This window comes from Blautia sp. MSK18_10 (assembly GCF_020553185.1).
GTDB lineage: Bacteria > Bacillota > Clostridia > Lachnospirales > Lachnospiraceae > Blautia_A > Blautia_A wexlerae.
This window is the reverse complement of record NZ_JAJCGT010000128.1, coordinates 1-537: the sequence shown is the minus strand read 5'-3', so window position 1 is coordinate 537 and position 537 is coordinate 1. Positions and strand designations below refer to the sequence as shown.

Annotated in this window: 1 protein-coding gene and 1 pseudogene; one reads left to right on the top strand and one right to left on the bottom strand. The window is 36.9% G+C overall.

Features of this window, described 5'->3' with window-relative positions; genetic code table 11:
• A pseudogene (locus LI074_RS18045) lies at positions 1-134 on the top strand (cupin domain-containing protein); the annotation flags it as partial.
• Positions 135-236: 102 nt separating this feature from the next.
• Here the strand turns inward: LI074_RS18045 and LI074_RS17140 are convergent.
• Positions 237-537 (bottom strand): hypothetical protein (locus tag LI074_RS17140; protein ID WP_226839789.1); only part of this gene is annotated, 301 nt, incomplete at its 5' end.

The following is a 537-nucleotide window of genomic DNA, read 5'->3' as shown; positions in this document are numbered from 1 at the left end:
ACTGGCTAAAAATCGCACCTGCTGCAAAGCGTCAGTTTTTTGCATCCGATATTTCCGGAATTACTTATATCTGCATTCAGGTAAAAGAAAATTCCCTGGAACATTTTACAGCAGCGGATGCCGTAATCGGCTAATTAAAAGTATTTATTTACAAAAATGCACAGCTCCCGATAAACTAAGAACTGTGCATTTCTTTTTCTTAAATTTTACGATTTCTCAATTTTTTATATAAGAAGTTATGGCTTTAACTTCCTCCAAATAATCAGCTTTAGGATAATACATACGACCACCAAAACTGCCACCAAGGCACCATCCAACAGTAACTCTGTGTACCACGGTGCAGACTGCATGGCATATAAATTTGGATAGGTTTTAAAGTGCCAGAACTTATAAATTCCGAATCCAATGAAAACTCCTATGAATGAACCAATAACGATATTTAAAAAACAATTCAACTTTCTCAGCATAGCAGTCCCCCCTTCCAAACTGTTAAGGAAACAATCGGAGTTGGTGTAAACGAAAAAGCAGCCTTGAGTT